This window comes from Saccharothrix longispora (genome assembly GCF_031455225.1).
Classification (GTDB): Bacteria; Actinomycetota; Actinomycetes; order Mycobacteriales; family Pseudonocardiaceae; genus Actinosynnema; species Actinosynnema longispora.
On the sequence record NZ_JAVDSG010000001.1, the window covers coordinates 1338418 to 1364589 of the forward strand.

Below are 26172 nucleotides of genomic sequence, written 5' to 3' on the forward strand. Positions count from 1 at the left end.
AGCACGCACATGCGCACCCGCAACCGGGTGTTCGGGCTGGGCGCCGCACTGGCGCTCGTCACCGCCCTGGCACCGCCCGCGCTCGCCGCGAACCCCATCGTCACCTCCTACTACACCGCCGACCCGGCCCCGCTGGTCGTCGGGAACACCCTGTACGTCTACGCCGGGCGCGACGAGGCGCCGCCCGGCGACACCAACTTCCGGATGCGCGAGTGGCGCGTGCTGTCCAGCACCGACGCCGCCACGTGGACCGACCACGGGGCGCGGGCGAACATCGCCACCTTCCCGTGGGCCGGCGCGGACGCGTGGGCGAGCGAGGTCGAGCCGCGCGGCGGCAAGTACTACTGGTACACCTCGGTCAACGGCAACGGCGCGGGCTGGATGGACATCGGCGTCGCGGTCGGCGACAGCCCGCTCGGCCCGTTCCGCGACGCCAAGGGCGGGCCGCTGATCAGCGACAGCACGCCCAACTCGTCCGGGCTCAACATCGACCCGACCGTGTTCACCGACGACGACGGCCAGGCGTACCTCTACTGGGGCGGCTACTGGGGCGCCCGCGCCGCGAAGCTCAAGCCCGACATGATCGAGCTGGACGGTCCGGTGGTCACGCCGCAGGGCCTGGCGAACTTCTGGGAAGCGCCCTGGATGTTCAAGCGCAACGGCCTCTACTACATGGTGTACGCGGCCAACGACACCAACGGCTGCGTCACGTCGTCCAGCCACGCCTGTCAGCGCTACGCCACCGCCACCAGCCCGCTCGGCCCGTGGACGCACCGCGGCGTCGTGCTCGACCAGGTCTCCTCGACCACCAACCACGCGGGCGTGGTGCAGTTCAACGGGCAGTGGTACATCGTCTACCACAACGCCGACGCGCCCGGCGGCGGCGACTTCCGCCGTTCCGTCGCGGTCGACCTGCTGCACTTCAACGCCGACGGCACGATGCGCAAGGTCACCCAGACCACGACCGGGCCGCCGCCGAACCCGGGCACCAACCCCGGCACGGGCACGAACCTCGCCCCGTCGGCGGCCGCGTCCACCTCGTACGTCTCGGCGTGGGAGTCGCTGGCCGCGCTCAACAACGGCGGCACGCCCGCGAACTCGGCGGACCGCTCGAACCTCGCCTACGGCAACTGGCCGGAGCGCGGCACGCAGTGGGTCGAGTACACCTGGCCCACCGCGAAGTCGGTGAACCGCGTGTCCACCTACTGGTTCGACGACGACCAGGGCATCGACCTGCCCGCCTCGTGCCAGGTGCAGTACTGGACCGGCAGCGCCTACGCGCCCGTGCCCGGCCAGTCGGCCTGCGGCGTCGCCGGGAACACCTCCAACAGCACCACGTTCACCGCCGTGAGCACCACCCGGCTGCGGTTGTCGATCACCTCGAAGCCCGACTTCTCGACGGGAGTGTTGGAATGGCAAGCCTTCCAGGCGTGACCAGGCGGCTGGCGGCCGTCGTGGTGCTCGGCGCCCTCCTCGTGCCGGCGCAGCACGCCTCCGCCGCGCAGACCATCGGCTACCCGACGTTCTCCGGCCCCGCGATCCCCGCGCCGCCGGTCGGGTTCAGCACCAACGGCACCATGCGCGCCATCCACGACGCGGAGAGCGGCGGCACCGACTTCTGGGTGGACCGCCTGCTCGCCCGCCCCGGCAACGACCCGGCCGGCCCGTGGCTGATGACCCGGGGCCGGGGCCTGTTCATGTACACCCACGACCCCGGCGTGGTCGGGTTCGGCGGCAACGCCGCCTACTGGGACAACATCAGCGGCCAGCACGCCTACGCCATCACGGTCGGCTCCGGCTCGCTCACCGAGCAGGTGTCGAACCGGTGGCAGGCCCCGAGCCACTGGAAGGGCGTCTACACCCGTGCCGGCGTGCGCGTGGACGTCGCGAAGTTCATCACGCACGACAACGTCGCCGTCACCAACCTGACCGTCACCAACACCGGCTCGGCGTCGACCACGCTGGCGCTGCGCGTCACCTCGCCGTACGCCACGACCGCCACCGGCTCGGAGCTGACCGGCCGGCGGCAGGTGAAGAACAACCTCACCACGATCTGGCCGCGGCTGGCCGGTGACGGGTTCACCCCCGCCAACGGCGGCCTCGACCGGTCGGTCACGCTCGGCGCGGGCCAGTCGACCACCACCAAGGTCGTGATGGGCTTCGTCACCGACGAGATCCCGCAGTCGCGCACCGAGTACGACGCCTACCGCACCCGCACGCCCGCCGCCGCGTTCGCGACCCACGTGCGCGACTACAACCGCTGGTGGGCGGACAACATCCCGTACATCGACGTGCCCGACCCGGCGATCAAGAAGAACGTCTACTACCGCTGGTGGTTGATGCGCTTCAACCACCTCGACGTGGACATCCCCGGCCAGGACTTCCAGTTCCCGGTGTCCATCGAGGGCGTCACGGGCTACAACAACGCCATCGCGCTCACCCAGCCCATGCACATCGACGACCTGAAGTACCTGCGCGATCCCGTGTACTCCTACGGGCCGTGGCTGTCGGCCGGCCAGTCGTCCAAGGGCGGTCGGTTCATGGACAACCCCGGCGACCCGGAGAACTGGTCGAACTCCTACACCCAGTACATCTCCGAGGCCGCTTGGCGCAGCTACCAGGTGCACGGCGGGCAGCGCGCCATCGCCGGCAACCTGGCCCGCTACGCCGAGGGCGACGCCGAGGGCCAGCTCGCCACCTACGACACCAACAACAACGGGGTCATCGAGTACGACTGGGGCGCGATGACCGGCAACGACGCCGACGCGGTGTCGTTCGACTGGCGGGCCGGCAACCTCGACCGGGCCGAGACCGCGTACGTGTGGAGCGGCGCGATGGCCGCCCAGCAGGCGTACGCGCTGGTCGGCGACACCGCGAAGGCGGCCGAGATGCGGGCGCTGGCCGACCGCGTCCGCAACGGCGTGGTGAACACGCTGTGGAACCCGTCGCGGCAGCTGCTGGAGCACAAGCACGTGGCCACCAACACCCACGTGCCGTGGAAGGAGATCAACAACTACTACCCGTACTCGGTGGGCATGATGCCGAGCACCGACCAGTACAAGCAGGCGCTGCGGCTGTTCGCCGACCCCGCCGAGTACCCGGTGTTCCCGTTCTACACCGCCAACCAGCGGGACAAGGCCGCCGCGGCGGCGGCCGGGCACCCCGGCTCCAACAACTTCTCCACCATCAACTCCACCGTGCAGTTCCGGCTGTACTCCTCGGTGCTGCGCAACTACCCGAACCAGTGGATGACCGCGGAGGACTACAAGAAGCTGCTCTACTGGAACACCTGGGCGCAGTACGTGGGCGGCAACACCCAGTGGCCCGACGCGAACGAGTTCTGGGCCAACTGGAACGGCTCCAACCGCACCATCGACTACCGCTCGTGGATCCACCACAACATCCTCGGCAGCAGCAACTGGACCGTGGTCGAGGACGTGGCCGGCCTGCGCCCGCGCACCGACACCCGCGTCGAGCTGTCGCCCATCGACATCGGCTGGTCGCACTTCGCGGTGGAGAACCTGCGCTACCGGGGGCTCGACCTGACCGTCGTGTGGGACGACCCCGCCGACGGCGTCACCCGCTACCCGGGCGTGCCCCAGGGCTACTCGGTCTACCTGAACGGCACGCGCGCGTTCACCGCCGACCGCCTCACCCGCGTGCTGTACGACCCGGCGTCCGGCGCGGTCACGTTCCCGTCCGGCTCGGGATCGGTGCTGTTCAGCACGCCGTTCGCGGGCCTGCGCGCGCCGCAGGACGTCGTGCAGGGCAGCGCCCGGATGGTCGACGTGTTCGCCAAGGCCGGGGTGGACCTGACCTCGACCACGCCGAACCTGGCGCAGGGCGCGGCCGTCACCGCGTCCCACACCGCGCCCGGCACCTCCACCGCCGCGGCCGTCGACGGGCTGCCCACCAACGAGCCGCTGTGGGGCACGTCGGGTTCGCCGAACGCGACCGACTGGTACGAGCTGGACCTGCGCCAACCGCGTGCCGTCGACGAACTGCGGCTGCACTTCCGCGACGACCGCGCGGGCAACCGCTACCGGGCGCCCGCCTCGTACGCCGTCCAGTACTGGACGGGCGGCGGGTGGGCGACCGCGGCGGTCCGGAGCAGGACGCCGAGCACGCCGAAGGCCAACTACAACAACGTCCGGTTCACCCCGGTCACCGCCCAGCGGTGGCGCGTGCAGCTCACCCACGCGCCCGGGTTCAAGACGGCCTTGACCGAGGTCAAGGCGTACCAGCGCGGTTCGTGAGCCACGATCGGGGCCGTCCCGGCCGGTCCTGCTTGGACCGGCCGGGACGGGGTACCCCGACGGCATGTTCCCCGCTGAGAACCTCCGCGACTGGGTCGGCATGGACGTCATCGACCCCGATGGCAAGACCATCGGCGACCTGGAGGCCGTGTACGTCGACACCAGGACCGACCAGCCCAGCTTCCTGACCGTCTCCGTGGGCTTCATCGGACGGCACCGCCTGGTCTTCGTCCCGGCGGTCGGGGTCACCGTGCGGCCGAAGGAGCTGCGCGTCCGCTACCCGAAGGACCTGGTCAAGGAGGCGCCGTCGATCGACACGGACGGCGAGCTGCTCGCCCAGGACGAACCGAAGGTGTTCGCGCACTACCAGCTGCCCTACGACAGCGCGGGCGAACGCCTCCTCGCCCGCCGGTGACCCCGGCGCGGTACCTCGCCCGGGACCTGGCGCGGAGCCTGGTCGGCGGGACGGCGGACCGGTGGCGGCACACCACCGCGGTCGCGGCGCGGGCGGACGAGCTGGCGGTCACCGTGCCGGCGGACGACCGGGAGGTGCTGGTGGCGGCGGCGTGGCTGCATGACATCGGGTACGCCCCGGAGGTCGCGGACACCGGCTTCCACCCGCTCGACGGTGCCCGCCACCTGGAGCGGCTGGGGTGGCCGCCGCGGGTGTGCGCCCTGGTCGCCCGCCACTCCGGCGCGCGGCTGGTGGCCGCCCACCTCGGCCTCGACGACCGGCTCGACCGCTACCCGAGGGAGGGCAGCGCGGTCGCCGACGCCCTGACCCACGCCGACCAGACCACGGACAGCCGGGGACGCCGGGTCACCGTCCCCCGGCGGCTCGCCGACATGCTGGAGCGGCACGGGCCCGACTCGCCCAACGCGCGGGTCCACCACCTGCGCGGACCGCTGCTGCTCGCCACCGCGGACCGGGTCGAGCGCAGGGTGGGGACCCGGTCGTGACGCAGGTCTTCGTCCAGCCCTCGTACGGCACGCCCGAGGCCCGGCGGTGCTGGTCGCTCACCCTGGACCGGCCGGTGCCGTTCGACGACGCCGGGCGGCGGGCGCTGCTCGACCCGGACGACCTGACCCGGTTGGCCCGCGCCCACCCGGGCGGAGTCGCGCGGTTCTGGGGAGCCACCGAGCGGCACGACCGGCGGATGCGCACGGTGGGAACCGGTGACGTGGTCCTGCTGACCGGCCGCAAGCTCGTGCTCGCGGTGGGCGAGGTCGGGCACGCGTTCCGCGACCCGGCGTTCGCCCGGAGCCTGTGGAACCCGGCCCCCGGCAAGTGCCTGTGGGTCAACGTCTACAGCCTGCGCTCCTTCCGACCCGCGCAAATCCCCTACGAGGCGGTCTGGGCGTTGCCGGGGTTCACCACCGGCGACAACTTCATGGGGCTGCGCTTCCTCGACGAGCGCAGGGGCGCCGCCGTCCTGGACCTCGTCGAGGAGCACCTGCCCGCCCGAACTCCTCCGCCGGTCGATCGCCCATAGTCGCGTCATCTCGGGAAAGCAACCGCCCTCCGGGTGCTCTTCGGTCCATTGTGGACTGATCGGACGTCCCACGGGTGGAGGCTGGACCTGTCACAAGATGATCATTAGCCTCGGTCGGACACCGCACCCTGCCCCCGGGGAGAGTCATGACCACGGCACGGGAATTACCCGACATCCTGTCCGCGGAGTTCGCCGCCGATCCCTACGCCGCCTACCGCGTGCTGCGCGAGCGGGCGCCGCTCCTGCACCACGAGGCCACGCGGAGCTGGATCGTGTCCCGCTACGAGGACGTCGAGCGGGCCTTCCGCAACCCGGTGTTCACCACCGACAACTACGACTGGCAGATCGCGCCCGTGCACGGGCGGACGATCCTCCAGATGAGCGGTCGGGAGCACGCCGTGCGCCGCGCGCTGGTCGCCCCCGCGTTCCGGGGCAGCGTGCTGGAGGAGAAGTTCCGGCCGGTCATCGAGCGCAACGCGCGCGAGCTGATCGACGGGTTCCGCCACGACGGCCACGCCGACCTGGTGGGGCAGTTCGCCACGCACTTCCCGATCAACGTCATCGTGGACATGCTGGGCCTGGACAAGGCGGACCACGCGAAGTTCCACCGCTGGTACACCGCCACCATCGCGTTCCTCGGCAACCTCAGCGGCGACGAGCAGGTGGCCGAGGCCGGCCGGCGCACCCGCGAGGAGTTCGCCGCCCACATGATCCCGATCATCCAGCGGCGCAGGGAGAACCCCGGCGACGACCTGCTGTCCTCGCTGTGCGAAGCCGAGATCGACGGCACCCGCATGTCGGACGAGGACGTCAAGGCGTTCTGCTCGCTGCTGCTCGCGGCGGGCGGGGAGACCACGGACAAGGCCATCGCGGCGATCTTCCGCAACCTGCTGGAGCACCCCGACCAGCTCGCCGCCGTGCGCGCGGACCGGTCGCTCATCCCGAGGGCGTTCGCCGAGACGCTGCGCTACACCCCGCCGGTGCACATGATCATGCGCCAACCCGCGGAGGACGTGGAGCTGGGCGGCGGCGTGGTGCCCGCGGGCGCCACGGTGACGTGCCTGATCGGCGCGGCCAACCGCGACCCCGCCCGGTACTCGCACCCGGACGAGTTCGACATCTTCCGCGACGACCTGAACACGTCGAACGCGTTCTCCGCGGCGGCGAACCACCTCGCGTTCGCGCTGGGCCGGCACTTCTGCGTCGGCGCGCTGCTGGCGAAGGCCGAGGTCGAGGTCGGGGTGGACATGCTGCTCGACGCCATGCCCGACGTGCGGCTCGCGGACGGCTACCGGGCCGCCGAGCACGGCGTGTTCACCCGCGGCCCGGCCGAGCTGCCGGTCGTCTTCACGCCGGTGGCCCGAACCTCGATGGCCCGGACCCCGGTGGCCTGAACCCCGTGGCCTGAACCCGCCCCGGTGATCGGGCGCCGTCGACCAGGACGGCGCCCGACCACCGGGCGGTTCAGCGGGACAGGTAGGCCGGGGTGAACTCCACCGGCAGCGACTCCAGGCCGCGCATCCACACCGACTGCCGCCACACCAGCTCGTCGACGCCCACGGACAGCACCACGTCCGGCAGGCGGTCCAGCAGCACCTCCACCGCCGCCTTCGCGATCACCTCGGCGATCTCGGGCGCGGGGAACGGGCAGCGGTGCTCACCGTGGCTGAACGACATCTGGGCGTGGTTGCCCGACGACCCCGAGTGCTGGTCCGGCCGCACCTGCGGGTCCGTGTTGGCCGCAGCCAGGCCCATGATCACCAGGTCGCCCGGCCGGATGCGCTGCCCGCCCAGCTGGGTCGCCTGGGTGGCCCAGCGGCCCACGAAGTTCTGCGTGGGCGTGTCCTCCCACAGCACCTCGTTGAGCGCCTGCCCGGCGCTGCGCCGACCACCGGACAGCGTCACGGCGAACCGGTCGTCGGTCAGCATCAGCCGCAGCGTGTTGCCGATCCAGTTGGACGTCGGCTGCTGCGCGGCGGCCATGATGACCAGCAGGTCCTTGGTCAGCTCGTCCTCGTTGAGCCCCGCCGGGTGGGCCAGCATCCGCGACGGCACGTCCGGGCCGGGCACGATCGCCTTGCGCCGCACCAACTCCTGCATCGCGCCCGCCACCCGCACGTAGGCGGGGATCGCGTCGTCACCGCCGTCCAGGGAGGTCTGGAGGTCGCGCACCAGCCTCGGGATGTCGCTGTCGGGCAGCCCGAACAGCTTCGCCACCACCAGCCCCGGCATCGGGTGCGCGAACTGCGCCATCAGGTCGGCCTGCCCGGACACCACGAACTGGTCGATGAGGCCGTCGGCCACCTCCTCGCAGCGCTGCCGCAGCTCGAACTGGTCGATCTCGCCGAGCGCGTCGCTGATCGCCCCGGACCGGCGGCGGTGCTCGGCGCCCTCGGCGAACATCACCGACGGCTGGTAGCCCACGTACGGCATGAGCGACCAGTCCGGCGGGATGCGGTCCCACTGGTTCCAGCGGCGCGAGTCGCGCGCGAACAGGTGGTCGTTGGTCAGCACGTGGTGCAGCTCGCGGTAGCCGATGACGTACCAGGCGGGGATGCCACCCTCCAGCACCACCGGCGCGACGGGGCCGTGCTCGCGCCGGAGCTGCCGGTACAGCTCGGCGGGCCGCTGCCGGAACAGCGGCCCTTCCAACGCCACGACGGGCTTGGCGTGCGCGGGGCACCCCGGCGGCGGGGCGCTGCCGTGCGGCGGCGTCGGCGCGGTGAGGTCGGTCGGGTGGGTCACGGCGTGGTCTCCCTGGCGGAGGACAAGGCGAAGAGGTGGTTGACCAGCGCGACCAGCACGGCCTTGCTGGAGTCGCGCCGGCGTGCGTCGCAGTCGACCAGGGGGACGTGGGACGGCAGGTCGAGGGCGTCGCGGAGCTGGTCGAGCGAGTGGTGGGGACCGCCGAAGTCGTTGCGCGCCACGATGAACGGCGTGCCGTGGTGCTCCAGGCGGTCGATGGCGTACCAGGAGTCCGCCACGCGCCGCGTGTCCACCAGGACGACCGCCCCGAGCGTCCCGGCGAACAGCTGGTCCCACACGAACCAGAACCGCTCCTGGCCGGGCGCGCCGAACAGGTAGAGCACCAGTTCGTCGTTGAGCGTGATGCGGCCGAAGTCGAACGCGACCGTGGTGGTGCTCTTCGACCGCACGGCGTCGTTGTCGTCCACGCCGATCCCGGCGCTGGTCATGGTCTCCTCGGTGGACAGCGGCCTGATCTCGCTCACCGAGCGCACCATGGTGGTCTTGCCCACGCCGAAACCGCCGACCACGACGATCTTGAGGCCGTGGTGGGCGGTGGCCCGCAGCGGTTCGCGCGCCGCGGTGTCAGAGGTTCTGGAGTCCAATGAGCACCTGCTTCAGCAGTTCCGGGGAGGGGAGTTCGTCCGGCGTGCGGCGGGTCATCGGGTGGCGGGCGGTCACCACGCCGGCGTCCAGCAGGTCGCACAGCAGGATCTTCACGACGCTGACCGGCAGCTTCAGGTCCGACGACAGCTCCACGACGGCGGTGGGACGGCGGCAGATCCGCAGGATGCGGACGTGCTCCGACTGCATGCCCGGCGACGGCTCGCTCTCGCTGACGATCAGCGTCACCAGGTCGACCGACCCGGCGTCGACCCGGCTGCGGCCGCCGGTGATGGTGTAGAGGCGGTCCGGGTCCTCGTCGTCGAGGCGCGGGCTCATGCCGGTCGCGAGCTGTACGGGGACTGGCGCGGCGGTGTCGAGAGGTAGTCGCCGATCTGCTCGACCAGTTCGTTCATGTTGTGGCCGATGACGCCCGCGTCGGCGTCGTCGACGGCGACGACGGCCAGGTGCGCGCCCTGCCCGGCCTCGACGATGAAGAGCAGGCCACCGTGGAACTCGGTCATCGACTGGCGCACACCGCCCGTGCCGTCGCCGAACTCGACGGACGCGCCGTAGGCGAGGCTCTGCATGCCCGAGGCGATGGCGGCGAGCTGGTCGGCCTGGTCCACCGAGAGGCCGCGGGTGCGGCACAGCTTGAGGCCGTCCTTGGACAGCACCAGGGCGTGCCGGGAGCCGGGGGTCCTGTCGAGGAGGTTCTCCAGCAACCAGTCGAGGTCGCGGTCGGTGGTGTTCATCCGGGCTGTCGGGGCCGCGGTCCTGGGCCTGCGCTGCCAGGGTGCGTGGCCCCTGCCTCCAATCCTGTCGGGGTGGTTCGGGGTGCCTGGTGGTGCGGGGGTGCCGGTGGTCGCCTCAGGACGGCCAGTGGGGCGCCTCGCCGCGCAGCGGTTCGACTTCGGGGTGGGGACGGGCGCCCGGCTCGCCGAAGCCCTCGACGGCCGGGTCGTGGCCGGGCCCGACGTGGGCGTCCGGCTCGCGCTCGTCCGGGCCGGGGGCGTTGTTCTGCGGTGCGCTGTTCTGCGGGCCGGTGTGCGTCGGGCGGCTCTCGGGGCGGGTCGCGCTGCGGAACGCGCTGAACCTGCTGCCCGCGTCCGCGCGCGGCGGTGCGGGGTCGACCGGACGGCGGGGCGGGCCGGGGAACGTGGCGCCGAGCGTGCTGCCGCGGTGGCGGCGGGGCAGCACGACGTCCTCCGCGGGGGAGTCCTGCTCGGGCACGTCGTCGGAGGTGTCGGCGGGCTGCGCGGTGTGCTCCTGCGGTGCGTGGGTGGGCTGCGCCGGGACGGGCTCGACCGCGGCGGGCTGGATCGGGGAGGGGTGGATCGTGGCCGGGCGCTGGGCCGGCTGGTTCTGGGCAGGCTGGTTCTGCGCCTGGGAGTTCTGTGCCTGGGAGTTCTGGGCGGGCACGTGCTGGATGGGGAGGTCCAGCGTCTCGATCGTCGACAGCGCGGGCTCGAAGGCCGGCAGGCCGTTCCCGCCGTACCCCCGCGAGTCGGTGGAGCGCCGCCTGCCGCCGCCGCTCTGGCGGGGCTCGGTGATGAGCGTGCGCGGGATCATCACGACGACGCCGGTGCCGCCGCGCGACGACGGGCGGAACGACACGACCAGGCCGTGCTTGCGCGCGAGCCTGCCCACCACGGCGAGGCCGAGGCGGGTGCCGGACAGGCCGGTGAGGTCGAGCGAGTCGCCGGACACCAGCCGCTCGGCGCGGCGCAGCGCCAGGTCGCCCATGACCAGGCCGCCGTCCTCGATGGTGACGACGACGCCCGCCTGCGCCTCCTCCACGTAGACGTGGACCTGCTCGGAGGGCGGGGAGAAGTTGCAGGCGTTGTCGACCAGTTCGGCGAGGGCGTGCATCACGCCCTCCGCGGCGTAGCCGACGACGGCCGACGAGCTGGCGGAGTGGGTGCGCACGCGCTGGTAGGCGCTGACCCGGCCGACGGCGCCGCGCAGGATCGACTCCATGACGATCGGCTTGGTCCAGCGGCGGCCGGAGCGCGACCCGGTGAGCACGGCGATGCTGTCCGCGAGGCGACCGGCCTGGGCGGTGCTGTGGTCGAGCCTGAGCAGGTCGCCGAGCACCTCCTCGCCGTGCCGGTCCTCCATCTCGCGCAGGTCCGCGAGCATGCTGGTGGCCAGGGCCTGCATCCGGCCCGCGGCGTTGCCGCAGGCGGCCATCGCGGCGGACCGGGCGCGCTCACCCCGGCCGACCTCCTCGGCGAGGGTGCGCAGCACGCGCTCGTGGTGGGGGTTGACGGGCTTCTCGACCTCGGTGAGCGCGGTCGCCGGGGCGGACCCGGCGCGCAGCCGCTCGACGAGCGCGGGCGCCAGCCGGTCGGCCAGGTCGGCGGCCTCGGCGGCCACCAGGGCGGCGCGGTCGCGGAAGTGGCGCGCGGCGGTCCGCTGGCGCACCGCCGCGGTCACCGCGACGACCAGCGCGAGCGCGGCGGCGCCGGCGCACCCGCCGACGAGGAGCCGCGAGTGCTCCGGCGTGACGAGCACCGCCCACGTGACCAGGCCGCCTGCGACGACCAGCGCGGTCACCGCGGCGAGGACGGCCGGTCGCGCCGGGGGGTTCGCCGGGGGACCGCTGGACGGGGTGTGTGCTGACATCAATCAGGTCCTCGCGGGCGATCGGGGGACATGCGTGCGCGCTTTCGCGACCGTGTTCTACACCATTCCCGGTGAGGGGAAAAAAGCGCTCCGGCTTTCGGTCGTCGCCGGCCCTGCCGAAGGCCGATCGGCCGATCGTCGACTCCCCGGGCGGCGCGGCGGGGTTAGCCTGCCGACCGCCGTCCGGACTGTCAAGGCTGGGCGGGAACGTTCACCCGTGCGTACGCCGATCAGCGCAATGAGCAGGAGAAACCGCAGGTGGACGGGTATGTGAAGACACCGGGGGCGAATGTGAGGAACGTACTGTTCTCGCTCTGCGTGTCGCCATTGCTCTGTTCGTGGTAAGGGCGTGGCGTTTCCGCTGATGGGGGGAGATTTCGCATTCGGCGGAAGCGGGTGGCGGGCAAGGTGTGCGAGACCGCATTCGTGCGGTCGTCGATCGGTCGGCCGATCCGCCGTTCCCGTCAGGCCTTCTCGTCGGAACGGCCGTCCGTGCGGCCGGGGGAGGAGGTGTCGAGCCGCGCGCGAGGGGCTTGTGGACCCCCGGTTATGAATGACCATGCAGCGTGGTGCATACTATCCAGCGTGTCCAAGGTGCTCACTTCCCTCCCCGCCGGCGAACGCGTCGGCATCGCCTTCTCCGGCGGTCTCGACACTTCGGTGGCGGTCGCGTGGATGCGTGAGAAGGGGGCGGTGCCGTGCACGTACACCGCCGACATCGGCCAGTACGACGAGCCGGACATCGACTCGGTGCCGGGGCGCGCCGAGGCGTACGGCGCGGAGCTGGCCCGCCTGGTCGACTGCCGCGCGGCGCTGGTGGAGGAGGGGCTGGCGGCACTCGCCTGCGGCGCCTTCCACATCCGCTCGGGCGGTCGCACCTACTTCAACACCACCCCGCTCGGCCGGGCCGTGACGGGCACCATGCTGGTGCGCGCCATGCTCGACGACGACGTGCAGATCTGGGGCGACGGCTCCACCTACAAGGGCAACGACATCGAGCGGTTCTACCGCTACGGCCTGCTGGCCAACCCGTCGCTGCGGATCTACAAGCCGTGGCTGGACGCCGACTTCGTGCGCGAGCTGGGCGGTCGCACGGAGATGTCGGAGTGGCTGCTGGCGCGTGATCTGCCGTACCGGGCCAGCACGGAGAAGGCGTACTCCACCGACGCCAACATCTGGGGCGCGACGCACGAGGCCAAGGCGCTGGAGCACCTCGACGCGGGCATCGAGCTGGTCGAGCCGATCATGGGCGTGCGGCACTGGGACCCGGCCGTCGAGATCGCGCCCGAGGACGTGTCGATCGGCTTCGAGCAGGGCCGGCCGGTGACGATCAACGGCAAGGAGTTCGGCTCCGCCGTCGACCTGGTGCTGGAGGCCAACGCGATCGGCGGCCGGCACGGCATGGGCATGTCCGACCAGATCGAGAACCGCGTCATCGAGGCCAAGAGCCGGGGCATCTACGAGGCGCCGGGCATGGCGCTGCTGCACGCGGCCTACGAGCGGCTGGTCAACGCGATCCACAACGAGGACACGCTGGCCGCGTACCACACCGAGGGCCGCAGGCTCGGCCGGCTGATGTACGAGGGCCGCTGGCTGGACCCGCAGGCCCTGATGGTGCGCGAGTCGCTCCAGCGCTGGGTCGGCATGGCGGTCACCGGCGAGGTGACCCTGCGCCTGCGGCGCGGTGACGACTACTCCATCATGGACACCACCGGGCCGGCGTTCAGCTACCACCCGGACAAGCTGTCCATGGAGCGCACCGAGGACTCCGCGTTCGGCCCGGTCGACCGCATCGGCCAGCTGACGATGCGCAACCTCGACATCGCCGACTCGCGCGCCAAGCTGGAGCAGTACGCCGGCCTCGGCCTGGTGGGCAGCAGGCAGTCGACGCTGATCGACACCGCGCGGGTCACCCCGACCAAGCTCATCGGCGCGATGCCCGAGGGCGGGGCCGAGGTCATCGCCTCCCGCGGCACGGTCGCCGACGACGAGCTGCTCGACCACGCGGCCATGGAGTCCGGCACCGACTGACCGACCGGCGTCCCGGCGCGTGCGCGGCCCCCGTGGCGGCGCACGCGCCGTCGTCGTCCACCGGGCCGGACGACCCGGTCGGGCCGCGGCGCTACCTGGCCCGCCGGCCCCGGTCGTCGTCCCGCCAGGGCAGCACGTCGTCCAGGCCCGTGGTGCGCAGCATCCTGGTCAGGGTCGCGGGCGGGGCGGCGAGGGTGAGCGCGGCACCCGCGGCGGTGACCCGCTCGTAGGCGGCGATGAAGGCGCTCAGACCGCTGGAGTCGCAGAACGCCAGCCCTTCCAGGGACAGCACGACCCGGTCGCCCGGCGCCGGGTGCAGCCGGTCCAGCGCCTCGTGCACCCGAGGGGCGCTCTGGTGGTCCAGCTCGCCGACGAGGGCCAGGGTGTGGGTGCCGCCGTCGCTGCTCAGGATCACGTCGAACACGGCGCCTCCGCGGGGACCACCCCGATCGCGAGGACGGCGGTGTCGTCCGACGGCATCCCGGACCACTTCTCCAGCAGGTCCACCAGGGACTCGACCACGGCGGGCGCGCGCAGGCCGGTGAACCCGGCGGCCGCCTCGGCCAGGCCCTCCTCCTCCAGCATCGTGCCGTCGGCGCGGCGCGCCTCGGTGAGGCCGTCGGAGTACAGGACGAACACGTCACCGGGTTCCAGCCGCGCCGAGGTGGTGGCGAACCGGGCGTTGGCCAGCGCGCCGACGAGCTGCCCGCCGGTGGTGTGCAGCGCCTCCACCCCGCCGGTGGCGCGCAGCAGCAGCGCCGGCGGGTGGCCGCCGCCCGCGAGGGTGACGGCGAAACCGTCGCCGTCCGGTTCCAGCAGTCCGAACAGGACGGTGCAGAACCGCGGCGCGCCGGGCCTGCGGTGCTGGAGCAGGACCGCGTTGAGCGTGGTCAGCACCGCGACCGGGTCGGTGTCGTGCACGGTGGCGGCGGCCCGCAGGGCGTAGCGGGTGAGCGAGGTCAGCACGGCCGCCTCGGGGCCCTTGCCGCACACGTCGCCGAGGAAGAACCCCCACCGGTCGCAGCCCAGGGGGAACAGGTCGTAGAAGTCGCCGCCCACCTGGTCGGCGGACGCGGCCTGGTAGTGCGCCGCGACGTCGAGGCCGTCGATCGCGGGCAGCGCGTCGGGCAGCAGGGTCCGCTGGAGGGTGCCGGTGAGGCGTTCCAGGCGTTCGCGCTCCCGCTCGGCCTTCCGCTTGGCCTCCAGCAGCTCCCGCTCGTACGCGCGGCGCTCGCGGGCGTCGAACACGGTGAGGCGCACCAGCTGCGGCTGGCCGCCCTCGGTGGTCTTCACGGTGGCGGTGACCAGCGCGGGCAGCCGGCGGCCGTCCGCCGCCACCAGGTCCAGCGCCAGCTCGCGGGCCTCGCCGTGCATGCGCAGCATCGGCGCGTAGTGCGTCTCGTGGTACAGCTTGCCGCCCGCGGTCAGCAGGTCGGTGAAGCGCCGCGCGCCGACCAGGTCCTCCCGGCGGTAGCCGAGCCAGCCCAGCAGCGTGTTGTTGACCTTGGCGATCTCGCCGTCCAGCAGGGTGGACAGGTAGCCGCACGGCGCGTTGTCGTACAGGTCCTCGGCGCTGTCCTCCAGCAGCGAGGAGAACACCACCCGCTCGTCGGACCGCCGGTCGCCGTCGTCCCCGGGCTCCTCGGGCTCGCCCACCCGCGCCCCGGCCGCGCACATCACGGTCGCGCGCTCCCGGGACGGCCCAGGAAGTCCCGGATGGCGGCGGTGGTCTCCTCCGGCGCGCTCAGGTTCGGGCAGTGCCCGGTCGCGTCGAGCACGACGAACTCGCTGCCGGGCACGGCGCGGTGCACGAACTCGCCGACGCGCCGGTGGGCGATGACGTCCTCGCGGCACTGGAGGACCAGGGTCGGCACGCCCACCCCGGCCAGGTCGTCGCGGTTGTCCGACAGGAACGTCACGCGCGCGAAGTGCCGGGCGATCTCCGGGTCGGTGCGGCAGAAGCTCTCGGTCAGCTCCCGGCCCAGCTCCGGGCGCTCCGCGTTGCCCATGATGGCCGGCGCCATCGCGGCCGACCAGCCCAGGTAGTTGCTGTCCAGGGAGTCCAGCAGCTCCTCGATGTCCTCGGCGGTGAACCCGCCGACGTAGTCGCCGTCATCCACGTAGCGCGGCGACGGCCCGACCAGGACCAGGGCGCCGAAGCGCGACGGGTCCTCGTTCGCGGCCAGGACGCCGATCATCGCGCTCACCGAGTGCCCGACGAACACCGCGTCGCGCAGGTCCAACTCGTCCAGCAGTTCCAGCACGTCGGAGGCGTAGCCGCGCAACGACGAGTAGCGCTCCGGCCGCCACGCCGACAGGTCGGAGTTCCCGGCGCCGACGTGGTCGAACAGCACCACCCGGTGCTCCGCCTCGAACGCGGGCGCCACCAGCCGCCACATGTTCTGGTCGCAGCCGAAACCGTGCGAGAACACCAGCGGTCGGCCGTCCGCACGACCGGAGACGGTCACGTTGTTCCTGCTCCGCACGTCCATCGCGGCATTATCCCACCACCGCCGAGGGCGGTGGGCGCGACCGCCGCCGCCGCGTGTCACGAACCGGTCGCGCGGTGGCGGTGTCGTCGGCGGGGTCGAGCAGGTCCCGGCCGGTGGCGAGGAGACGGTGAAGGCGCCCTTGTCCGCCGCGCCCTGGTCGGCCTGCCCACCGCGGAGGTATGAGATCGGCCTCACGCGGGAGCAGGCGGGCACGCCCGCGCGTTGTGCGGGGTGATGAGCGAACAACTCCGCTTCCGCGTCCTCGGCGACTCGCTCGCCGCCGGTGTCGGGTGCGCGCGGGTCGAGCAGACCCCCGGGCACCTGCTGGCCGAGGTGCTGCGCGAGGCCGGGCACCGGGTGGACCTCGGCGTGCACGCGGTGTCCGGCGCGCGGTCGACCGGCCTGGCCGCCCAGGTCCGCGCCGCCGCGCCCACCGGCGTCGACCTGGCGCTGATCGTGATCGGCGCGAACGACCTGACCTCGTTCACCCCGCCCGCGCAGGGCGCCGCGCTGCTGCACGACGCCGTCGCCGACCTGCGCCGCGCGGGCGGACGGGTCGTGGTGACCACCGCGCCCGACCTCGGCGTCGTCTCGCACGTGCCGCCCGCCTACCGGTCGTTCGTGTCGCAGGCCAGCGGGCTCTACGCCCGGGCCCAAGCCGACGCGGTGGTGCGCGCCGGCGGGGTGGTGGCCGACATCGGGTCCCACCTGCACGGCCGCTTCGCCGCCGACCCCCGCCTGTTCTCGGCGGACCGCTTCCACCCCTCGCCCGCCGGGTACGCGCTGATCGCGGACGCCCTCGCCCCGTACGTCCTGGCGGCGGCCGACCAGCGGGCCGCCTGACCCGCCCCCGGCGCTCGGATACGATCAAGGTCGGACCACCGAGGAGGGCTGCCGTGGGTCGTTCCGGATCGGTCGGGGTGATGCTGCCGCGCGACCTCGCGCCCGCCGCGGTGCTGCCGTTCGCGCGCCGCGCCGACGAACTCGGGTTCGACGAGCTGTGGGTGGTGGAGGACCTGGGGTTCCGCGGCGGGGTCGCCCAGGCGGCGGCCGTGCTGGCCGTGACGCCCCGCATCCGGGTGGGCATCGGGTTGCTGCCCGCCGGCGCCCGCAACGCGGCGTTCGCCGCCATGGAGGCCGCCACGCTCGCCCAGCTGTTCCCCGGTCGGGTCGACATCGGCGTCGGGCACGGGATGCCCGCCTGGATGCGGTCGGTGGGGCAGTGGCCGGCCAGCCCGCTGACCCTGCTGGAGGAGCACGTCCGCGCGGTGACCGCGCTGGTGCGCGGCGAGGCCGCCGAACGCGGCCGGTACGTCTCGCTCGACCCGTCGGTCCGGCTGGAGCCGGCGTGCGTGCCGGACGTGCCGCCACTCGTCCTCGCCGGGGTGCGGGGACCGAGGTCGCTGGCCGTGTCCGGTCGCGTGGCCGACGGCACGGTGCTGGCGGAACCGGTGACGCCGGAGTACGCGCGCGCCGCGCTGGCGCAGGTCGACGCGCGGCGGCCGCACCGCCTCGTGGCCTACAACGCCACCTCCGTCCACCCGGACCGCGCCGCCGCCGTCGAGGCCGTCCGCCCGGGCCTGGCCTGGATCGGCGAACCCGACTGGGCGCCGCACCTCGCGCCGCTGCCGTTCGCGGAGGAGTTCGCGGCGCTGCGCCGGGAGTGCGGCGACCGGGACGAGTTCGCGCGCCGCCTGCCGGAGGAGTGGGTGCGGCAGCTGTCGGTGGTCGGCACCGCCGACGACGCGCGGGCGCGGCTGGCCGAGCTGTTCGACGCGGGGGTGGACAGCGTCGTGCTCATCCTGGCGGACGCCGACCCGGCCGACGGCCTGGAGCGCCTGGCGGCCGTCCTCTAGCGGTGGCACGACCGGCCCAGGGGAATCGGTCCGGGGAAGTCGGACCGGGGGAACCGGTGGCGGGGCCCGCGCGTCCACAGCTGGGACAACCCCACCGCCCGGAAGGAGCCGTCGCCGTGCGGCACACCGCGCGCATCACCCTCGTCGTCCTCGCGTCGGCCGCACCGCTGCTGCTGGCCTCCTGCGCGACGGACGGCGCCGACGTGGGCGCGCGGGGGACGTCCTCGTCCGCGGGACCCGCCTCCCTCATCCGGCAGATCCCCGTGGAGGTGGCCGCGGACCTGGTCGTCGACGGCACGACCGTCACCTGGGTCGAGGCGACCCTGGACACCTCGTCGCGGACGAACCCGAGGGTGGTCCCGGTGCCGGGCGCGAAACCGGAGACCGCCCGGCTCGCCGAGGACGCCACTTTCACCACCCCCGGCCCCGGCACACCCGAGGTCACGGCGGACGGCCTGGGCGCCGAGCCCGTGAGCCGCGGCGAGTTCGAGGCCATCCGGGACGCCTTCGCGCCCAAGCTGTTCTTCAACGCGCGCGGCGAGGTGGTCAGGATCGCCACCCGCCACCGCCCGTAGGGGAGCGCCCGCCGTGCTCGCCCGGACCCGGGCGAGCCGTCACGGAACCGGCGGGATCGGTGCCCGGGTGGCCTCCTCGACGGTGGCGTGCGCGGGGAACACGGGCAGCAGGCCGACGACGCGCAGCAACCTGGTGATGTGCGGCGGCGTGCCGGCCAGGACCAGCGGGCAGCCCGCGGCGTCGGCGTGCCTGCGGGCGGCGATCAGGGCGGACACCCCGGTGGAGTCGCAGAAGGTCACGGCGGTCAGGTCGACCACGACGTGGTCGCCGTCGCGCAGGGCCAGGCCGTCCACGGCGTCGCGCAGGCGGGTGGTGGTGCCGAGGTCCAGTTCGCCGTCGAGGGCGACCACGTGGAAGTCCCCCAGCTCCCGGGTGGTGACGCGCAGGCCGCTCACCGGGCTCCCGCCGGACGGGGGACGCCGATGGCCAGCGCGGCCGCGTCGTCCTCCAGGCCCTCGCCGAAGTCGTCCAGCAGCCGGGTCACCGCCGTGATCACGGCGGGCGCCGAGGCGGGGGCCAGGGCCGTGGCGAACTCCAGCAGCGCCGTCTCCTCGTACCGGTCGTGGGCCGTGCCGGTGCGCGCCTCGGTGAGGCCGTCGGTGTAGAGCAGCAGGGTGTCGCCGGGACCGAGGTGCGCGCTCGTGGTGACGATGTTGGCGTGCGGCAGGATGCCGATCAGCTGACCTTCCGGGGTGCGCAGGTAGTCGGCGGCCCCGTCGGCGCGCAGCAGCAGCGCGGGCGGGTGGCCGCCGCTGGCGAGCGTCGCGGCGTACCCGTCGCCCTCGGGCGTGAGCACGCCGAAGACCACCGTGCAGAAGCGCGGCTGGCCGCCCTGGAACTCCTGGTTGAGCACGGTGTTGAGGTTGTCGAGCACGGCGGCCGGGTCGGGGTCGTACACCGCCGCCGCGCGCAGCGTGTACCGGGTCAGCGAGGTGACCGCCGCCGCCTCGGCGCCCTTTCCGCACACGTCGCCCAGGAACAGCCCCCACCGGTCGTCGGACAGCGGGAACAGGTCGTAGAAGTCGCCGCCGACCTCGTCCGGGCTCGCGTGGTGGTAGTGCGCGGCGACCTCCGCTCCGCGCGGCGCCGTGAGCACCGGCGGCAGCAGCGTGCGCTGGAGGGTGGTGGCCAGGCGCTGCGCCCGGTCGCGGGCCTCGTCGGCCGCCTTGCCCGCGCGCAGCAGCTCCCGCTCGTAGGCGCGGCGCTCGCGGGCGTCGAACACGGTCATCCGGATCAGCGGGTCCCGTCCGCCGCCGCCCTCCCGGACCGTCGCGGTGAGCAGCACCGGCAACCGGCCGCCGTCGGCGGTCAGCAGTTCCAGCGCGACGCCGTTGACCTCGCCGTGCATGCTCAGCAGCGGCGCGAGGTGCGTCTCGTGGTAGATCCGGCCGCCGACCGACAGCAGGTCGGCGAACCGCAGCCCGACCAGCTCCTCGCGGGTGCGGTCCAGCCAGCGCAGCAGCGTCGCGTTGACCTTCACGATCCGCCCGTTTGGCAGGGTCACCAGGTTCCCGCACGGCGCGTTCTCGTACAGGTCCTCGGCCAGGTCCTCGGCCAGGTCCGGGGACAGCGCGGGGAACCCGGCGCGGTCGTGGTCCGCCCCGGCTTCGGCCCTGCGCCCGATCCCCGTCATCACCTCTGCGCGGCGGCGTGGGAGGGGAGCGCGTCCGGCGTCCGGCGGTGGCCGGTGGCGTTCACGGTGGGCATCGTCCAACCCTCGCAGACCCGGCGTGCCGGCGCACTTCCGTCGCCTTCCGTCAGCGGGCGGTGAGCCGGGTCACCAGGTCGGTCCAGCCCGCCTCGACCCGGGCCGGTGGCATGCCCAGCCGGGTCGTCAGGTGGTGGACCAGGGCGATGTCGAGGGACGCCAGCAGGGTGTGGGCGAGCACGTCCACGTCGGCGTCGCCGGTGGCCTGGCGGAGCAGCGTGGTCAGGTGGGCGATCCGGACGCGCCGGGCCGGGACGGTGAAGCGGCGGTCCGGACCGGGGTCGGCGGCCAGGTAGAGGTCGCGGTGGGCGTGCTCGTGGCGCATCACGGCGGGGCCGAAGGCGAGCAGGCGCCGCACCGGGTCCGCGCCGGGCCCGAGCGGCGGCGGTCCGGTGATGAACGCTTCCTGGAGGCGTTGTTCCTGGTGGTCCAGCAGGGCCAGCAGGAGGCCGTTGCGGTCGCCGAAGCGGCGGGACACCGTGCCCTTGCCGACCGACGCGGCGGCGGCGACGGCCTCCATGGTCAGGTTGGCCGCGCCGTGCTCGGCGGCCAGGCGGGTCGCGGCCTCCAGCAGGCGGGCCCGGTTGCGCACGGCGTCGGCGCGCAGCCTCGGTGCCGCGTGCACGGGGGTCAGCGGGAGCAGCCGCCCGCGCGGTGCTGTGGGCTCGCTCACGGTCGCAGCCTAGCCGGAAGAGAAACGGACCGTGGCCCGTTTACCGTGGGGTACCGGACCGCGCACCACCCGCACTCACCTGGGGAGCACCCCGATGACCGTTCGCATCCTCGCCCTCGTCGGCAGCCTCCGCGCCGCGTCGCACAACCGCCAGCTCGCCGAGGCCGCCGTCCGGCTCGCCCCCGAGGGCGTCGAGGTGGCGCTGCACGAAGGACTGGCCTCCGTGCCCTTCTACAACGAGGACGTCGACGTCGAGGGCGACGTGCCGGGGGCGGCGGCGGAGTTGCGCCGCGCCGTGGGCGACGCCGACGCGCTGCTGCTGTTCTCCCCGGAGTACAACGGCACGATCCCGGCCGTGCTGAAGAACGCCATCGACTGGCTGTCCCGGCCCTTCGGCGCGGGCGCCCTGTCGGGCAAGCCGGTGGCCGTCGTCGGCACCGCGTTCGGCCAGTACGGCGGCGTGTGGGCGCAGGACGAGGCGCGCAAGGCGGTCCGCATCGCCGGCGCCGCCGTGGCCGACGACCTGACGCTGTCCATCCCCGCCTCGGTGACCCGCTTCGCCGAGACCCACCCGGTGGACGACGCCGAGGTGACCGCCCGCCTGGTCGAGGTCCTGGCCGGTCTGGCCGGCCGCGTCGGCGTCGCGGCCTGAGCCCCGCGCGGGCGCGTCCCCGCGCCGGGGACGCGTCCGCGCGCCGCTGCCGGGCGGCACCACCGCGGACCGCCGGTCGCGCGACGTGCGCACCGTCCTCGAAGGACTGGACCCGAGCGGGGCCGCGCTCGTCGGCGGTTCGACGGGCGGCGACAACAACCCCGACTGGGCGCGGTCGTCGACCGGGCGGTCACGCGACGAACGCCGGGCAGCCGGGCGCGTTCGACCGGGGCCTGCTGCGCTTCCCGGCCCGTTGACCCCCGTCGGGGCGCCCTCCCGGCCTGTACGGTGGTGCGCGTGGTGACGGAGGTGGGCAGGAGGCCGCGCGCCGAGCAGGTCGGGGCGACGCGGCAGCAGATCCTGACCACGGCGGAGCGGCTGTTCGCCGAGCGCGGCCTCTACGCGGTGTCGAACCGGCAGATCAGCGCCGAGGCCGGGCAGGGCAACAACGCCGCCGTCGGCTACCACTTCGGCACCAAGGCCGACCTGGTGCGCGCCGTCGTGCGGCGGCACACCGCGCCGATCGAGGCGCTGCGCCGGGCGATGGTCGAGGAGGTCGCCGACCCGACCGACCTGCGCGCCTGGGTGGACTGCCTGGTGCGGCCGGTGACCGCGCACCTCGCCTCGCTGGGCGACCCGACGTGGTTCGCCCGGTTCGGCGCGCAGGTGACGACCGATCCCGCGTTCCGGGGGATCATGGCCGAGGAGTCGCTCGCGGACCCGTCGCTGCGCCGGGTGCTGGACCGGTTGCACGCGTGCCTGCCCGACGTGCCCGACGCGGTGCGGGCCGATCGCGCCCACATGGTCCGCCACCTGGTCGTGCAAGTCTGCGCCGAGCGGGAACGCGCCCTCGCCGAGGGCTCCGACACGCCGAGGCGCACCTGGGACGAGGCCGCGACCGGGCTGGTCGACGCGATCACCGGGCTGTGGACCGCGCCCTCGACGACGTCCTCCGCGACGCCTCCCGCGACGGGCTGACGACTTCAGACTGGTCGCCTCTCCGCAGTCGATCTGTCACAGCGCGTTGCGCCGGATCGGGCCGCCGTGGTTAAGTCAGTTGATTGACTCAGCGTCTGCGGTGGTGAGGTGCGGTGGTGACCACGGGCAACCGGGCGGCCGAGACCCGGGAGCTGATCCCGGCGACCGCCGAACGACTGTTCGCCGAGTGCGGCGTTTTCGCGGTGTCCAACCGACAGGGCGGCGAAGAGGCGGGGCAGGGCGACAACTTCGCCGTCGGCTACCACGTCGGCACCAAGGCCGACCTCGTGCGCGCCATCGTGCGGCGGCACACCGGACCGATGGAGCGCACGCGCGAGCGGATGCCGGCCGAGGTGGAGCACAGCCACGAGCCGCGCGACTGGGTGACCTGCCCGGTGCGCCCGTACACCGCGCACCTGGCCGAGCTGGGCGACCCCACCTGGTTCGCCCGGTTCAGCGCGCAGGTCATGACCGACCCCGGCCTGCGGCAGACCACCGTCGACGAGGCACTGGCCACCGAGCCGATGCGGCGCATCGTCGACGGGCTCGACCGCTGCCTGCCCGCCGTGCCGCTGCCGGTGCACCTGGAGCGCGGCGCGACGGCCCGCAACCTCGTCACGCACACCCCGGCCGAGCGGGAGGCGGCGCCGGCCGGGGGCGCGCCCACGCCGAAACCCGGCTGGGACGCCGTCGCCACCAGCCTGATCGACGCCATCGTCGGCCTCCTGCTCGCGCCCGTCACCCCGACCGGCGCGTGAGAACCGCGTGCACGAGAACAACGAAGGAGCACAGCAGATGAAGGTCACCGTGGACGAGGACAAGTGCTGCGGGGCGGGCTCGTGCGTCCTCGCCGCGCCGGACGTGTTCGACCAGCGCGACGAGGACGGCGTCGTGGTGCTGCTCGACGCCGAGCCCGCCGAGCACCTGCACGCGGCGGTGCGCGAGGCCGCGGGCGTGTGCCCGGCGTCGGCGATCGCACTGGGCGAGGGCGCGTGACCGCAGCACCGGACGTCCTGGTCGTCGGGGCCTCCGCCGCCGGTCTCGCGACGGCGGAGGCGTTGCGGCGCAAGGGGCACACCGGTGGGCTGACCCTGCTGGGCGACGAGCCGCACCCGCCCTACGACCGGCCGCCGCTGTCCAAGCAGGTGCTGGCCGGCACGTGGCAGCCCGAGCGGGCGCGGCTGCGAACCCCCGAACTGCTCGACGGGTTGGGCGCGACGTTCGTCCTCGGCGACCCGGCCGTGTCGCTGGACCCGGTGGCGCGCACCGTCCGGACGGCGTCCGGGACCGTGCTGCGGGCCGACGTCGTGGTCCTGGCCACCGGCGTGCGACCGCGCGTGCTGCCCGACCAGGCGGGACTGGCCGGGGTGCACGTGCTGCGCACCCTGGACGACGCCGCGGCGCTGCGGGCCGCTCTGCTGACCGGCGGGCGGCTGGTGGTCGTCGGTGACGGCGTGCTCGGCGCGGAGGTCGCGGCCACCGCGTGCGGCCTGGGCCTGGACGTCACGCTGGCCGGCCCGCAGCGGGCCCCGCTGGAGGCCCGACTCGGCTCGCTGGTGTCGGGCGTCCTCGCCGACCTGCACCGCGAGCGCGGCGTGCGCCTGCGGCTCGGCGCGGCGGTGGCCGGCCTGGCGGGCCGGGACGGGCGGGTCACCGGCGTGCGCCTGGACACCGGCGAGGTGCTGCCCGCCGACGTGGTCGTGGTCGCGCTGGGGGCGATCCCGAACACCGGATGGCTGGCCGGCAGCGGCCTGCGGCTGGACGACGGCGTGGTGTGCGACGCGCGGTGCCGTGCCGCCGATGGGATCTACGCCGCGGGCGACGTGGCCCGCTGGCACCACGAGGGGCTGGGCGGCCTGCTCCGGCTGGAGAACCGCACGAACGCCACCGAGCAGGCCGTGGCGGTGGCCGACGACATCCTGGGCGCGGGGCGGCCCTACGCGCCCGTGCCCTACTTCTGGACCGACCAGTTCGACGCCAGGGTGCAGGTCCACGGCGTGCTCGCCCCCGGCGCGTCGGTGTCCGTCGTGGACGGCGACGTGGCCGTCCGCCGGTTCGTCGCGCTCTACGAGCGCGACGGCGAGGCCGTCGGCGTCCTCGGCTGGAACATGCCCAGGCAGGCCCGCGCACTGCGGCAGCGGCTGCTGGGGCAGCTGCGCGACTTCGCCGGTTCGCACGTGGAGCCCGGCAAGGTCGAGGAGGCCGGCTTCCGGCGCGCGCCCCGTTCCCGGACAGATTTCTCGGAGGGACAGCGATGACGAGCACCACCGACCCCGTGGGCGGCAGCCCGGCCGAGGCCCCCGACTACCCCATGCCCCGGGCCGAGGACCGCCCCTTCGACCCGCCGCCCGAGCTGCGGGCGATGCGGGAGCGGGCGCCGATGACCCGGGTGCGGCTGTGGGACGGCAGCACGCCGTGGCTGGTCACCCGCTTCGCCGACCAGCGCGCGGTGCTCGGCGACCCGCGCGTGAGTGCGGACATGACCCGCCCCGACTACCCGCGCCAGGCACCGGGGCCCGGCGGGACGCTGAGCTTCATCGGCATGGACGACCCCGAGCACGCCCGGTTGCGGCGCATGGTCGGCGCGGCGTTCGCGGTGAAGAAGGTCGAGGCCATGCGGCCGATGGTGCAGGGGATCGTCGACCGCGCGGTCGACGCGCTGCTCGCCGGGCCGAAACCGGCCGACCTGGTGGAGGCGTTCGCGCTGCCGGTGCCGTCGCTGGTGATCTGCGAGCTGCTCGACGTGCCCTACGACGACCACGACTTCTTCCAGCGCAACAGCCGGACCATCATCAACCGCGACTCCACCCCGGAGCAGCGGGCCGCCGCCATGGGCGAGCTGGGCCGGTACCTCGGCGCGCTCGTCGTCGCCAAGCTGGAGCGCCCGGGCGACGACCTGCTGTCCCGCCTCGGCGGGAAGATCAGGTCGGGTGACCTGACCGTGCCCGAGGCCACGCAGATGGCCGTGCTGCTGCTCATCGCGGGCCACGAGACCACCGCGAACATGATCGCGCTGAGCACGTTGCTGCTGCTGCGCCACCCCGACCAGCTGGCGCTGCTGCGCGACTCCGACGACCCCGCCGTCGCCACCCGCGCGGTCGAGGAGCTGCTGCGCTACCTCACCATCACGCACGGCGGGCGCCGCCGGGTCGCGACGGAGGACATGGAGGTCGCGGGCTGCCCGGTCACGGCGGGCGAGGGCTTCGTGCTGCCCAACGAGATCGCCAACCGCGACCCCGAGGCGTTCCCGGACCCCGACCGGCTCGACCTCACCCGGCAGGCCCGCCACCACCTGGCGTTCGGGTTCGGCGTGCACCAGTGCCTCGGGCAGCCGCTGGCCCGCCTGGAGCTGGAGGTCGTCTACCGCACGCTGTACCGGCGCGTGCCGGGGCTGCGGTTGGCCGTCGACTTCGAGGACGTCCCGTTCAAGCACGACGGCTTCGTCTACGGCGTCCACGAGCTGCCCGTGACCTGGTGACGG

At 73.7% G+C, this 26172-nt stretch carries 27 protein-coding genes; 16 read left to right on the plus strand and 11 right to left on the minus strand.

Annotation, left to right across the window (positions count from 1 at the left end):
* The first annotated feature begins 9 nt into the window (after positions 1–9).
* The 6 genes from J2S66_RS05975 to J2S66_RS06000 all read left to right on the plus strand — a co-directional run bounded on the left by J2S66_RS05975 (position 10) and on the right by J2S66_RS06000 (position 7143).
* Positions 10–1434 (plus strand): glycoside hydrolase family 43 protein, encoded by a 1425-nt coding sequence (locus tag J2S66_RS05975; protein WP_310304751.1) that lies wholly within the window; start codon positions 10–12, stop codon positions 1432–1434.
* Positions 1431–4256 carry a discoidin domain-containing protein gene (locus tag J2S66_RS05980; protein WP_310304753.1) on the plus strand — a complete coding sequence of 942 codons (2826 nt, stop codon included), beginning with the start codon at positions 1431–1433 and terminating at the stop codon, positions 4254–4256. The genes J2S66_RS05975 and J2S66_RS05980 overlap by 4 nt, the downstream gene beginning before the upstream one ends.
* Before the next feature lie 64 nt (positions 4257–4320).
* Positions 4321–4671 (plus strand): PRC-barrel domain-containing protein, encoded by a 351-nt coding sequence (locus tag J2S66_RS05985; RefSeq protein WP_310304755.1) that lies wholly within the window; start codon positions 4321–4323, stop codon positions 4669–4671.
* Positions 4668–5216 (plus strand): HD domain-containing protein, encoded by a 549-nt coding sequence (locus J2S66_RS05990; protein ID WP_310304757.1) that lies wholly within the window; start codon positions 4668–4670, stop codon positions 5214–5216. Before J2S66_RS05985 ends, J2S66_RS05990 begins: the two co-directional genes overlap by 4 nt.
* The gene (locus J2S66_RS05995) at positions 5213–5749 is read left to right on the plus strand and encodes a hypothetical protein (RefSeq protein ID WP_310304759.1); all 537 of its coding nucleotides are present in this window, start codon (positions 5213–5215) and stop codon (positions 5747–5749) included. Before J2S66_RS05990 ends, J2S66_RS05995 begins: the two co-directional genes overlap by 4 nt.
* 146 nt (positions 5750–5895) lie before the next feature.
* Positions 5896–7143, plus strand: coding sequence for a cytochrome P450 (locus J2S66_RS06000; RefSeq protein ID WP_310304760.1), 1248 nt, complete (start codon positions 5896–5898; stop codon positions 7141–7143).
* A gap of 70 nt (positions 7144–7213) precedes the next feature.
* On the opposite strand, the gene J2S66_RS06005 is transcribed toward J2S66_RS06000, so the two are convergent.
* From J2S66_RS06005 to J2S66_RS06025, 5 genes are all read right to left on the minus strand, one after another.
* Positions 7214–8407, minus strand: coding sequence for a cytochrome P450 (locus tag J2S66_RS06005; protein ID WP_310314682.1), 1194 nt, complete (start codon positions 8405–8407; stop codon positions 7214–7216).
* An 83-nt stretch (positions 8408–8490) separates the two neighbouring features.
* Positions 8491–9099 carry a GTP-binding protein gene (locus J2S66_RS06010; RefSeq protein WP_306746236.1) on the minus strand — a complete coding sequence of 203 codons (609 nt, stop codon included), beginning with the start codon at positions 9097–9099 and terminating at the stop codon, positions 8491–8493.
* Complete coding sequence (locus J2S66_RS06015) at positions 9080–9436, minus strand: DUF742 domain-containing protein (RefSeq protein WP_306746235.1); 357 nt, start codon at positions 9434–9436, stop codon at positions 9080–9082. The genes J2S66_RS06010 and J2S66_RS06015 overlap by 20 nt, the downstream gene beginning before the upstream one ends.
* Positions 9433–9852: a roadblock/LC7 domain-containing protein gene (locus J2S66_RS06020; protein WP_306746234.1), complete on the minus strand. Its 420-nt coding sequence runs from the start codon at positions 9850–9852 to the stop codon at positions 9433–9435. Before J2S66_RS06020 ends, J2S66_RS06015 begins: the two co-directional genes overlap by 4 nt.
* A 115-nt stretch (positions 9853–9967) precedes the next feature.
* Positions 9968–11725: an ATP-binding protein gene (locus tag J2S66_RS06025; RefSeq protein WP_310304763.1), complete on the minus strand. Its 1758-nt coding sequence runs from the start codon at positions 11723–11725 to the stop codon at positions 9968–9970.
* Positions 11726–12310: 585 nt separating this feature from the next.
* On the opposite strand from J2S66_RS06025, the gene argG reads away from it, so the two are divergent.
* On the plus strand, positions 12311–13756 hold the full coding sequence (gene argG / locus J2S66_RS06030) for an argininosuccinate synthase (protein ID WP_310304764.1): 1446 nt from the start codon (positions 12311–12313) through the stop codon (positions 13754–13756).
* A 91-nt stretch (positions 13757–13847) separates the two neighbouring features.
* Here the strand turns inward: argG and J2S66_RS06035 are convergent, their stop codons facing one another.
* From J2S66_RS06035 to J2S66_RS06045, 3 genes are read right to left on the minus strand one after another with little or no spacing between them, the layout of a single operon-like run.
* On the minus strand, positions 13848–14180 hold the full coding sequence (locus J2S66_RS06035; RefSeq protein ID WP_310304766.1) for an STAS domain-containing protein: 333 nt from the start codon (positions 14178–14180) through the stop codon (positions 13848–13850).
* Positions 14168–15412, minus strand: coding sequence for a PP2C family protein-serine/threonine phosphatase (locus J2S66_RS06040; protein WP_310304768.1), 1245 nt, complete (start codon positions 15410–15412; stop codon positions 14168–14170). The genes J2S66_RS06035 and J2S66_RS06040 overlap by 13 nt, the downstream gene beginning before the upstream one ends.
* A gap of 20 nt (positions 15413–15432) precedes the next feature.
* Complete coding sequence (locus tag J2S66_RS06045; RefSeq protein WP_310304771.1) at positions 15433–16248, minus strand: alpha/beta fold hydrolase; 816 nt, start codon at positions 16246–16248, stop codon at positions 15433–15435.
* 234 nt (positions 16249–16482) lie between these two features.
* Here J2S66_RS06045 and J2S66_RS06050 point away from each other — a divergent pair, with 234 nt between their 5' ends.
* The 3 genes from J2S66_RS06050 (at position 16483) to J2S66_RS06060 (ending at position 18679) form a co-directional block, all read left to right on the plus strand.
* On the plus strand, positions 16483–17091 hold the full coding sequence (locus J2S66_RS06050) for an SGNH/GDSL hydrolase family protein (protein ID WP_310304773.1): 609 nt from the start codon (positions 16483–16485) through the stop codon (positions 17089–17091).
* Between the two features lie 53 nt (positions 17092–17144).
* On the plus strand, positions 17145–18104 hold the full coding sequence (locus tag J2S66_RS06055) for an LLM class flavin-dependent oxidoreductase (RefSeq protein WP_310304775.1): 960 nt from the start codon (positions 17145–17147) through the stop codon (positions 18102–18104).
* 116 nt (positions 18105–18220) lie between these two features.
* Positions 18221–18679, plus strand: coding sequence for a hypothetical protein (locus J2S66_RS06060; protein ID WP_310304777.1), 459 nt, complete (start codon positions 18221–18223; stop codon positions 18677–18679).
* A 39-nt stretch (positions 18680–18718) separates the two neighbouring features.
* Here J2S66_RS06060 and J2S66_RS06065 read toward each other — a convergent pair whose 3' ends face one another.
* From J2S66_RS06065 to J2S66_RS06075, 3 genes are all read right to left on the minus strand, one after another.
* Positions 18719–19075: an STAS domain-containing protein gene (locus J2S66_RS06065; RefSeq protein WP_310304779.1), complete on the minus strand. Its 357-nt coding sequence runs from the start codon at positions 19073–19075 to the stop codon at positions 18719–18721.
* Entirely contained in the window at positions 19072–20313 is a 1242-nt protein-coding gene (locus J2S66_RS06070; RefSeq protein ID WP_310304781.1) for a PP2C family protein-serine/threonine phosphatase, read from the minus strand. The genes J2S66_RS06065 and J2S66_RS06070 overlap by 4 nt, the downstream gene beginning before the upstream one ends.
* 124 nt (positions 20314–20437) lie before the next feature.
* Positions 20438–21061 (minus strand): TetR/AcrR family transcriptional regulator, encoded by a 624-nt coding sequence (locus J2S66_RS06075; protein WP_310304783.1) that lies wholly within the window; start codon positions 21059–21061, stop codon positions 20438–20440.
* Positions 21062–21155: 94 nt separating this feature from the next.
* Between J2S66_RS06075 and J2S66_RS06080 the strand changes: the two genes are divergently transcribed.
* The 6 genes from J2S66_RS06080 to J2S66_RS06105 all read left to right on the plus strand — a co-directional run bounded on the left by J2S66_RS06080 (position 21156) and on the right by J2S66_RS06105 (position 26169).
* Positions 21156–21713 (plus strand): NAD(P)H-dependent oxidoreductase, encoded by a 558-nt coding sequence (locus J2S66_RS06080; protein WP_310304785.1) that lies wholly within the window; start codon positions 21156–21158, stop codon positions 21711–21713.
* Positions 21714–22010: 297 nt separating this feature from the next.
* Positions 22011–22691, plus strand: coding sequence for a TetR/AcrR family transcriptional regulator (locus J2S66_RS06085; protein ID WP_310304787.1), 681 nt, complete (start codon positions 22011–22013; stop codon positions 22689–22691).
* Positions 22692–22804: 113 nt separating this feature from the next.
* The gene (locus J2S66_RS06090; protein ID WP_310304789.1) at positions 22805–23449 is read left to right on the plus strand and encodes a TetR/AcrR family transcriptional regulator; all 645 of its coding nucleotides are present in this window, start codon (positions 22805–22807) and stop codon (positions 23447–23449) included.
* Between the two features lie 37 nt (positions 23450–23486).
* Entirely contained in the window at positions 23487–23687 is a 201-nt protein-coding gene (locus J2S66_RS06095) for a ferredoxin (RefSeq protein ID WP_310304791.1), read from the plus strand.
* Entirely contained in the window at positions 23684–24949 is a 1266-nt protein-coding gene (locus J2S66_RS06100) for an NAD(P)/FAD-dependent oxidoreductase (protein WP_310304793.1), read from the plus strand. The genes J2S66_RS06095 and J2S66_RS06100 overlap by 4 nt, the downstream gene beginning before the upstream one ends.
* Complete coding sequence (locus tag J2S66_RS06105; protein WP_310304794.1) at positions 24946–26169, plus strand: cytochrome P450; 1224 nt, start codon at positions 24946–24948, stop codon at positions 26167–26169. Before J2S66_RS06100 ends, J2S66_RS06105 begins: the two co-directional genes overlap by 4 nt.
* The last annotated feature ends 3 nt before the right edge of the window (positions 26170–26172 follow it).

Excerpts from the sequence above, each read along its gene's own strand:
- J2S66_RS05975 (WP_310304751.1), top strand. The coding sequence starts at position 10 with ATGCGCACCCGCAACCGGGTGTTCGGGCTGGGCGCCGCACTGGCGCTC.
- J2S66_RS05985 (WP_310304755.1), top strand. The coding sequence starts at position 4,321 with ATGTTCCCCGCTGAGAACCTCCGCGACTGGGTCGGCATGGACGTCATC.
- J2S66_RS06000 (WP_310304760.1), top strand. The coding sequence starts at position 5,896 with ATGACCACGGCACGGGAATTACCCGACATCCTGTCCGCGGAGTTCGCC.
- J2S66_RS06015 (WP_306746235.1), bottom strand. The coding sequence starts at position 9,436 with ATGAGCCCGCGCCTCGACGACGAGGACCCGGACCGCCTCTACACCATC.
- J2S66_RS06020 (WP_306746234.1), bottom strand. The coding sequence starts at position 9,852 with ATGAACACCACCGACCGCGACCTCGACTGGTTGCTGGAGAACCTCCTC.
- J2S66_RS06025 (WP_310304763.1), bottom strand. The coding sequence starts at position 11,725 with ATGTCAGCACACACCCCGTCCAGCGGTCCCCCGGCGAACCCCCCGGCG.
- J2S66_RS06045 (WP_310304771.1), bottom strand. The coding sequence starts at position 16,248 with ATGGACGTGCGGAGCAGGAACAACGTGACCGTCTCCGGTCGTGCGGAC.
- J2S66_RS06050 (WP_310304773.1), top strand. The coding sequence starts at position 16,483 with ATGAGCGAACAACTCCGCTTCCGCGTCCTCGGCGACTCGCTCGCCGCC.
- J2S66_RS06070 (WP_310304781.1), bottom strand. The coding sequence starts at position 20,313 with ATGACGGGGATCGGGCGCAGGGCCGAAGCCGGGGCGGACCACGACCGC.
- J2S66_RS06080 (WP_310304785.1), top strand. The coding sequence starts at position 21,156 with ATGACCGTTCGCATCCTCGCCCTCGTCGGCAGCCTCCGCGCCGCGTCG.
- J2S66_RS06095 (WP_310304791.1), top strand. The coding sequence starts at position 23,487 with ATGAAGGTCACCGTGGACGAGGACAAGTGCTGCGGGGCGGGCTCGTGC.
- J2S66_RS06105 (WP_310304794.1), top strand. The coding sequence starts at position 24,946 with ATGACGAGCACCACCGACCCCGTGGGCGGCAGCCCGGCCGAGGCCCCC.